Annotated in this window: 8 protein-coding genes and 1 pseudogene; 8 read left to right on the top strand and 1 reads right to left on the bottom strand. The window is 64.8% G+C overall.

Going from position 1 to position 7,935, the window contains the following annotated elements:
- The 3 genes and pseudogenes from HA630_RS06960 to HA630_RS06950 all read left to right on the top strand — a co-directional run.
- Positions 1–225 (top strand): annotated as a pseudogene (locus HA630_RS06960) (translational GTPase TypA); the annotation flags it as partial.
- Positions 222–1,172, top strand: coding sequence for a DMT family transporter (locus tag HA630_RS06955; protein ID WP_166833612.1), 951 nt, complete (start codon positions 222–224; stop codon positions 1,170–1,172). The pseudogene HA630_RS06960 and the gene HA630_RS06955, both read left to right, overlap by 4 nt.
- Positions 1,141–2,268: an enoyl-CoA hydratase/isomerase family protein gene (locus HA630_RS06950; RefSeq protein WP_166833610.1), complete on the top strand. Its 1,128-nt coding sequence runs from the start codon at positions 1,141–1,143 to the stop codon at positions 2,266–2,268. Before HA630_RS06955 ends, HA630_RS06950 begins: the two co-directional genes overlap by 32 nt.
- A gap of 61 nt (positions 2,269–2,329) precedes the next feature.
- Here HA630_RS06950 and smpB read toward each other — a convergent pair whose 3' ends face one another.
- Positions 2,330–2,818, bottom strand: a complete 489-nt coding sequence (smpB, locus tag HA630_RS06945) for an SsrA-binding protein SmpB (protein WP_166833608.1) — start codon at positions 2,816–2,818, stop codon at positions 2,330–2,332.
- A gap of 58 nt (positions 2,819–2,876) precedes the next feature.
- Between smpB and HA630_RS06940 the strand changes: the two genes are divergently transcribed.
- The 5 genes from HA630_RS06940 (at position 2,877) to HA630_RS06920 (ending at position 7,885) form a co-directional block, all read left to right on the top strand.
- Positions 2,877–3,320: a type II toxin-antitoxin system RatA family toxin gene (locus HA630_RS06940; protein ID WP_166833605.1), complete on the top strand. Its 444-nt coding sequence runs from the start codon at positions 2,877–2,879 to the stop codon at positions 3,318–3,320.
- 13 nt (positions 3,321–3,333) lie between these two features.
- On the top strand, positions 3,334–3,669 hold the full coding sequence (locus tag HA630_RS06935; RefSeq protein ID WP_166833603.1) for an RnfH family protein: 336 nt from the start codon (positions 3,334–3,336) through the stop codon (positions 3,667–3,669).
- 50 nt (positions 3,670–3,719) lie between these two features.
- Positions 3,720–5,189, top strand: coding sequence for an IMP dehydrogenase (gene guaB, locus HA630_RS06930; RefSeq protein WP_166833601.1), 1,470 nt, complete (start codon positions 3,720–3,722; stop codon positions 5,187–5,189).
- Positions 5,190–5,283: 94 nt separating this feature from the next.
- The gene (guaA, locus tag HA630_RS06925) at positions 5,284–6,894 is read left to right on the top strand and encodes a glutamine-hydrolyzing GMP synthase (RefSeq protein WP_166833599.1); all 1,611 of its coding nucleotides are present in this window, start codon (positions 5,284–5,286) and stop codon (positions 6,892–6,894) included.
- 160 nt (positions 6,895–7,054) lie between these two features.
- Complete coding sequence (locus HA630_RS06920; protein ID WP_166833597.1) at positions 7,055–7,885, top strand: hypothetical protein; 831 nt, start codon at positions 7,055–7,057, stop codon at positions 7,883–7,885.
- The last annotated feature ends 50 nt before the right edge of the window (positions 7,886–7,935 follow it).

The following is a 7,935-nucleotide window of genomic DNA, read 5'->3' as shown; positions in this document are numbered from 1 at the left end:
GACCTCATCGTCAACGCCACCCGCACCAAGCAGCTGACCAACTTCCGCGTGTCGGGCAAGGAAGACGCGGTGAAGATCACCCCGCCGATCGAGCTGACGCTGGAGTACGGGGTCGAGTTCATCGAGGACGACGAGCTGGTCGAGATCACGCCCAAGAGCGTGCGCCTGCGCAAGCGCTTCCTGAAAGAGCACGACCGCAAGCGTGCCAGCCGCGAAGGCGCATGACCCTGCGCCACGGTCGGGCCGTGGGCCTGATGGTGCTGGTCACCTTCCTCTGGGCCACCGCCGGGGTGGTGACCCGCCAACTGGAGCAGGCCCAGGCCTTTGAGATCACCTTCTGGCGCAGCTTCTTCACGCTGCTGTCGCTGCTGGTCATCCTGCCGCTGTGGCAAGGTTGGGGCGTCTGGCGCCGCATGCGCCAGGAAGGCTGGGTGCTGTGGGCTTCGGGCGCATGCTGGGCGGTGATGTTTACCGCCTTCATGCTGGGCCTGGCGCTCACTTCGGTGGCCAACGTGCTCATCACGCTGGCGGCCGGGCCGCTGTTCACCGCGCTGGTGTCGCGCTTGCTGTTCCGCCAGCGCCTGACGCCGCGCACTTGGGGCGCCATCGCGGTGGCCGGGCTGGGCATCGGCTGGATGTTCGGCCAGCAGCTGGACGGCGGCCACTGGCTGGGCACGCTGGTGGCCCTGGGCGCGCCCATCGGCGGCGCCGTCAACTGGAACCTGGTGCAGCGCAGCCAGGCGGCGGGCCACCAGGTGGACCTGGTGCCGGCGGTGCTGATCGGGGCGCTGCTGTCGTCGCTCTTCGCGCTGCCGCTGGCCTGGCCGCTGGGCGCCAGTGTCCACGATGTGACCCTGCTGGCCGGCCTGGGGCTGGGACAATTGGCCATCCCCTGTGTGCTGGCCGTGCTCTGTGCCCGGTCGCTGAGCCCGCCCGAGATGTCCCTGCTGGCGCTGCTGGAGGTGCTGTTCGGTATCGCCCTGGCCTGGCTGGGCGCCAACGAGGTGCCGCAACCCTATGTGCTGCAGGGCGGCGCGTTGGTGCTGGGCGCCTTGGTGGCCAACGAATGGCTGGGCTGGCGCGAGCGCGAGGGGCACTACCGCATCCAAACCCTGGTAACCGAACACACTGGAGACCCGCATGAACTGGAACACCCCGGAGGTCGTCGCTGAAGTCAGCCCCCACGGCGTTGGCCTGCTGACCCTGAACCGCCCCAAGGCGCTCAACGCCCTGAGCCTGCCCATGGTGCGGGCGCTGTCAGCGGCGCTCACCGCCTGGCGCGACGACCCCACCGTGCGCGCCGTGGCGGTGCGCGGCAGCGGCAAGCACGGCCCGTTTGGCGCTTTCTGCGCCGGCGGCGACATCCGGTTTTTCCACCAGGCGGCGACCCAGGGCGACCCGGCGTTGGAGGATTTCTTCACCGAGGAATACGCCCTCAACCACCTGATCTTCACCTACCCCAAGCCTTACCTCGCCTTCATGGACGGCATCGTCATGGGCGGTGGCATGGGCATCAGCCAGGGCGGCTCGGTGCGGGTGGTGACGGAACACACCAAAATGGCCATGCCGGAAACCCACATCGGCCTGTTCCCGGACGTGGGCGGTGGCTACTTCCTGAGCCGCTGCCCCGGCCATGTGGGCGAGTACCTCGCGCTGACGGGCCATGTCATGGGCGCCGCCGAAGCGGTGGCCTACGGCCTGGCCGACGTGATCGCCCCGGCCGACCGCCTGCCGGACGCCTGGACCGCCTTGCAACAGATCGACGCGCCCAACCCCGAGGCCTTTGCCGCCGCCTGGCAGCGCTGGATGGACGCAGCCGGCTGGGTACGGCGGGTGGCCGCCGACGCGCCGCTGCTGACCGCCGAGGTGGAAGCGGCGTTTGGCGAGGCCAGCGTACCGGCCATCGTGGCCGCGCTGGCGCGCATGCCCACCGCCGGTGCGGCCCAAGCCCTGGAGGTGCTGCGCACCCGCAGCCCGCTCATGCTGCACGTGGTGCTGGAGCAGGTGCGGCGCGCCCGCCGCATGAACCTGGCCGACGACCTGCGCATGGAACGCGACCTGGTGCGCCACTGCTTCCAGACCGGCCACCTGCAGCGCAGCGGCACGAGCAGCGAAACGGTGGAAGGCATCCGCGCCCTGGCGGTGGACAAAGACCACAGCCCGCGCTGGAACCCGCCGCGCATCGAAGACGTGACGCCCGACATGGTGGCCCCGTTTTTCGTCAGCCCCTGGCCGGCCCACGCCCACCCACTGCGCGCCCTGGCCTGACGGCCCAGCACCCGGCGGGCCTGCGCGGCCCGTGGGCTGGTGGTCGCCGGGATGGGGTGGCTCAGCGGTGGCGGCTCTTCATCGCACGCTCCACCTCGCGCTTGCCTTCCCGGTCCTTGATGGTGTCGCGCTTGTCGTGCTCGCCCTTGCCCTTGGCCAGCGCAATCTCGCACTTCACCCGGCCGTTTTTCCAGTGCAGGTTCAGGGGCACCAGGGTGTAGCCTTTTTGCTCCACCTTGCCCACCAGCCGGCGGATTTCCTCGCGGTGCATCAGCAGCTTGCGGGTGCGCGCGCTTTCGGCGTTGACGTGGGTGGACGCGGTGCGCAAGGGGTTGATCAGGCAACCGATCAGGAACAGTTCGCCTTCGCGGATGACCACATACCCCTCGGTCAGCTGCACCTTGCTGGCGCGCAGTGCCTTGACCTCCCAGCCCTCCAGCACCAGGCCGCACTCGTGCCGCTCCTCGAAGTGGTAGTTGAAGGCGGCCTTCTTGTTTTCGGCGATGCGGCTGTCGCGGTCGGGGGTTTTGGTTTTCGGTTTGGCGGACATGGTGTGGATATGGGGGTGCCCCGCGACCTCTACAATCCCGGGCACGGCCAACGATTGTATGAAAAGCGTACACAAGACAGTTTTGATCTGGCACAGCGCGCACGAAATGTTCGCGCTGGTCACCGATGTGCCCCGCTACCCGGAGTTTCTGCCCTGGTGCAGCTCGGGCCAGGTGCTGGAAACCACGGCCGACGGCATGGTGGCGTCCATTGGCATGTCCATCGGTGGCCTGAAAAAAAGCTTCACCACCCGCAACACCCACATCACCGACCGCCGCATCCACCTGGAGCTGGTGGACGGGCCGTTTTCGCACATGCACGGCACCTGGGAGTTCAAGCCGGTGGGCGACGGCACGCAGCGCGCCTGCAAGATCGAATTCACCCTGAACTACGGGTTTTCCAGTGCCACCCTGGCTGCGTTGGTGGGCCCGGTGTTCGACAAGATCGCCGGCAGCCTGGTGGACGCCTTCGTCAAGCGTGCCGACCAGGTGTACGGCGCGTGAGGGGGGCGGCACCATGCGCATCACCGTGGTGTGGGCGGACGGCCCGCAAGCCGTGCAGGAGGTCGCGCTGGAGTTGCCCGACGGCGCCACCGCCGCCCAGGCCCTGACCGCCACCGGTTGGCCGCTGCTGCCGCGCCTGCACGCCGCCGGCCCCGACCGGCTGACGTTGGGCATCTGGGGCCGCCAGGCCGGCCTGGACACGCCCTTGCGCGACCGGGACCGGATCGAGCTGTACCGCCCGCTGCGGGTGGACCCCAAGGTGGCGCGGCGCGAGCGTTTCCAACGCCAGGGCGCCAAGGCCGCTGGCCTGTTCGCCAGCAAGCGGCCGGGCGCCAAGCCGGGGTACTGAGCGGCTCGGGTCTGCGGTCCCAGTACAATAGTGTTTTTGGAGCTTCCTACATGCGCCTACTCGGTAAAGCGCTCACCTTCGACGACGTGTTGCTGGTGCCCGCGTACTCCCAGGTCCTGCCCAAGGACACATCCCTCGCGACCCAGTTCACCCGCGACATCACCCTGAACCTGCCCCTGGTCTCGGCGGCCATGGACACGGTGACCGAGGCGCGGCTGGCCATTGCCATCGCCCAGGAAGGCGGCATTGGCATCGTGCACAAAAACCTGTCGGCGCAAGAACAGGCCGCCCAGGTGGCCAAGGTCAAGCGCTACGAGTCCGGCGTCCTGCGCGACCCGGTGGTGATCAGCCCCGGCACCACGGTGCGCCAGGTCATGGCGCTGTCCGACGAGTTGGGTGTCTCCGGCTTCCCGGTGGTCGAGGGCGGCAAAGTGGTCGGCATCGTCACCGGCCGCGACCTGCGCTTCGAGACCCGCTACGATCTGCCGGTCACCGAAATCATGACGCCACAGGAGCGGCTGGTCACGGTGCCCGAAGGCACCACCCCGGAAGAGGCCAAAGCGCTGCTGAACAAGCACAAGCTGGAGCGCCTGCTGGTGGTGAAGAACGGCTTTGAACTGCAGGGCCTGATCACCGTCAAGGACATCACCAAACAGCTCAACTTCCCCAACGCCGCGCGCGACGCCGCCGGCCGCCTGCGCGTGGGTGCGGCGGTGGGTGTGGGCGCCGGCACCGAAGAACGGGTCGAGGCGCTGGTCAAGGCCGGGGTGGACGCCATCGTGGTGGACACCGCGCACGGCCACAGCAAAGGCGTGATCGACCGCGTGCGCTGGGTCAAGCAGCACTACCCGCAGGTGCAGGTCATCGGTGGCAACATCGCCACCGGCGCGGCCGCACTGGCGTTGGTGGAGGCCGGGGCCGACGGCGTCAAAGTGGGCATTGGCCCGGGCTCCATCTGCACCACCCGCATCGTGGCCGGTGTCGGTGTGCCGCAGATCACCGCCATCGACAACGTGGCCACCGCGCTGCAGGGCACCGGCGTGCCGCTGATCGCCGACGGCGGCATCCGCTACAGCGGTGACATCGCCAAGGCGATCGCGGCCGGCGCGGGCACCGTGATGATGGGCGGCATGTTCGCCGGCACCGAAGAGGCGCCGGGCGAGATCGTGCTTTACCAGGGCCGCAGCTACAAGAGCTACCGCGGCATGGGCAGCATCGGCGCGATGCAGCAGGGCAGCGCCGACCGCTACTTCCAGGAAAGCAGCACCGGCAACCCCAACGCCGACAAGCTGGTGCCCGAGGGCATCGAAGGCCGCGTGCCTTACAAGGGGTCAGTTGTCTCCATCATCTTCCAGATGGCCGGCGGCATCCGTGCCTCCATGGGTTACTGCGGCTGCGCCACCATTGGCGAGATGCACCAACGCGCCGAGTTCGTGGAAATCACTTCGGCCGGCATCCGCGAAAGCCACGTGCACGACGTGCAGATCACCAAGGAAGCGCCGAACTACCGCGCCGACTGACACCGGGCCCGCCCTGGGGCCCACAAGGGCCGTCCTTCGGGGCGGCCTTTCGCGTTTTTTGCGATTCTCTTGCCGCGACACCCGCACACACGCCATGCAACACCAGAAAATCCTCATCCTCGATTTTGGCTCCCAGGTCACCCAGCTGATCGCCCGGCGTGTGCGCGAGGCGCACGTGTACTGCGAAGTGCACCCCTGCGACGTGAGCAGCGACTGGGTGCGTGACTACGCCGCCGACGGTCAGCTCAAAGGGGTGATCCTGTCGGGCAGCCATGCCAGCGTCTACGAAGTGGACGACAAGGCGCCGGACGCGGTATTCGAACTGGGCGTGCCGGTGCTGGGCATTTGCTACGGCATGCAGACCATGGCGCAGCAATTGGGCGGCAAGGTCGAGGCCGGCCACACCCGCGAATTCGGTTATGCCGAGGTGCGCGCGCGCGGCCACACGAACCTGTTGAAAGACATCGTGGACTTCACCACCCCCGAGGGCCACGGCATGCTCAGGGTGTGGATGAGCCACGGCGACAAGGTGACCGAACTGCCGCCGGGTTTCAAGCTCATGGCCAGCACCGATTCCTGCCCCATCGCCGGCATGGCCGACGAAGCCCGCCGTTTCTATGCGGTGCAGTTCCACCCGGAGGTGACGCACACCGTGCAGGGCCGCGCCATGCTGGAGCGCTTTGTGCTGGACATCTGCGGCACCCGCGCCGACTGGGTCATGCGCGACCACATCGAAGAAGCGGTGCAGAAGATCCGCGAGCAGGTGGGTGACGAAGAGGTGATCCTGGGCCTGTCCGGCGGCGTCGATTCGTCGGTGGCGGCCGCGCTGATCCACCGCGCCATTGGCGACCAGCTGACCTGCGTGTTCGTGGACCACGGCCTGCTGCGCCTGCACGAGGGCGACATGGTGATGGACATGTTTGAAGGCAAGCTGCACGCCAAGGTGATCCGCGTGGACGCCAGCGACCTGTTCCTGGGGCAACTGGCCGGTGTCACCGACCCGGAGAAGAAGCGCAAGATCATCGGCGGCCTGTTCGTGGACGTGTTCAAGGCTGAGGCGGCCAAGCTCAAGGGCGACGGCGCCAAAGGCGCCAAGTGGCTGGCCCAGGGCACCATCTACCCGGACGTGATCGAGTCCGGCGGCGCCAAGAGCAAGAAGGCCGTGACCATCAAGAGCCACCACAACGTGGGCGGTCTGCCGGAACAACTGGGCCTGAAGCTGCTGGAGCCGCTGCGCGACCTGTTCAAGGACGAGGTCCGCGAACTCGGCGTGGCCCTGGGCCTGCCGCACGACATGGTGTACCGCCACCCCTTCCCGGGCCCGGGCTTGGGCGTGCGCATTTTGGGTGAAGTGAAGAAGGAATATGCCGACCTGCTGCGCCGCGCCGACGCCATCTTCATCGAAGAGCTGCGTTCCACCATCGACCCCATCAGCGGCAAGAGCTGGTACGACCTGACCAGCCAGGCCTTCACCGTGTTCCTGCCGGTCAAGAGCGTGGGCGTGATGGGTGATGGCCGCACCTACGACTACGTGGTGGCGCTGCGCGCGGTCTGCACCAGCGACTTCATGACCGCCGACTGGGCGGAGCTGCCTTACAGCCTGCTCAAACGCGTATCGGGCCGCATCATCAACGAAGTGCGTGGCATCAACCGCGTGACCTACGACGTGTCCAGCAAACCACCGGCGACGATTGAGTGGGAGTGACTTTTATAGCGTAAGTAGTTGATTTGTATAGGTTTTCTACTTACACAAAAGTTTCACAAAATCGCTAAACTGTTGATTTTTAAGGGCTGCGAAGTTAAAGTTACACGTAAAGCTACACAAAGCTGTAGCTACTCAAAATCGTAGTAACTCGCAGCCCCATATGCCTCTCAAAAAACACTCATTTAACGACGACGAAGAACCCATATTCGACGAAGCTGTAATATATAAGCGAGGCGAATATTGGCAGATGCGTATGTGGCTTGCTAAGGAAGGCAAGTACGCTCGCTTCAGTCTTAAAACGAGAAACAAAAGCACAGCCATCGATAAAGCCAAGCTCCATTATCACGAGCTTAAGGCAAAGGAATTGGCTGGCAAAACCTACTTCTCAATCACAACAAAGATAGGCGTTGAGCGTTATTTGGAGCAACGTGAGCTAGAAGTAGGGCAAGCGGCTGGCATTGTTGCTGGACGATATAGGACGATTAAGACGCACTTAGAGCATTGGCTTAACTTTATTGGGCGTGACGTTAAACTGAAAGAGCTTGAGCGTACGGATTGCGAGAACTACTTTTTAGAGCGAACTAAGGGTAAGAAAAAGCTCGCTGTAAGTTCTACAACGATAGCCAACGAGCAAGCTACTATCAACGCAATGATGAAGTGGCTGCACAAGCGTAATGAAACCTACATTGACGGGTTTGACTTTAAGAAGCTACCAAAGACGGACAAAGGCGAAGAAGCTAATCGACGCAATACATTTACGGACGCAGAAGTTGAGCGCATCGTAAAGGCGCTGGATGACTACATTAAGACAGCAGAGAAGTACTTGAAAGGCGAGGGCAACGTCCAAAAAGCTGTAGGTGGCTACTACTTGGGCGTGTCTTTAATCAGTGGGCTACGGCGTGAGGAACAGCTACAGCTTAGATGGACTGACATTGACAACGACTTAGTCGCCCCTGATTTATTCATTTCAAGCCACGCGCAGCCGGTTTGACACCGGTTGCGCGTCCATTGGAGGAAGTTTTGCGAGCCAACCAGCTTGAG

Source organism: Aquabacterium sp. A08 (assembly GCF_011742065.1).
Note: the sequence above shows the minus strand (reverse complement) of the source record. Positions and strands in the feature narration are given on the sequence as shown.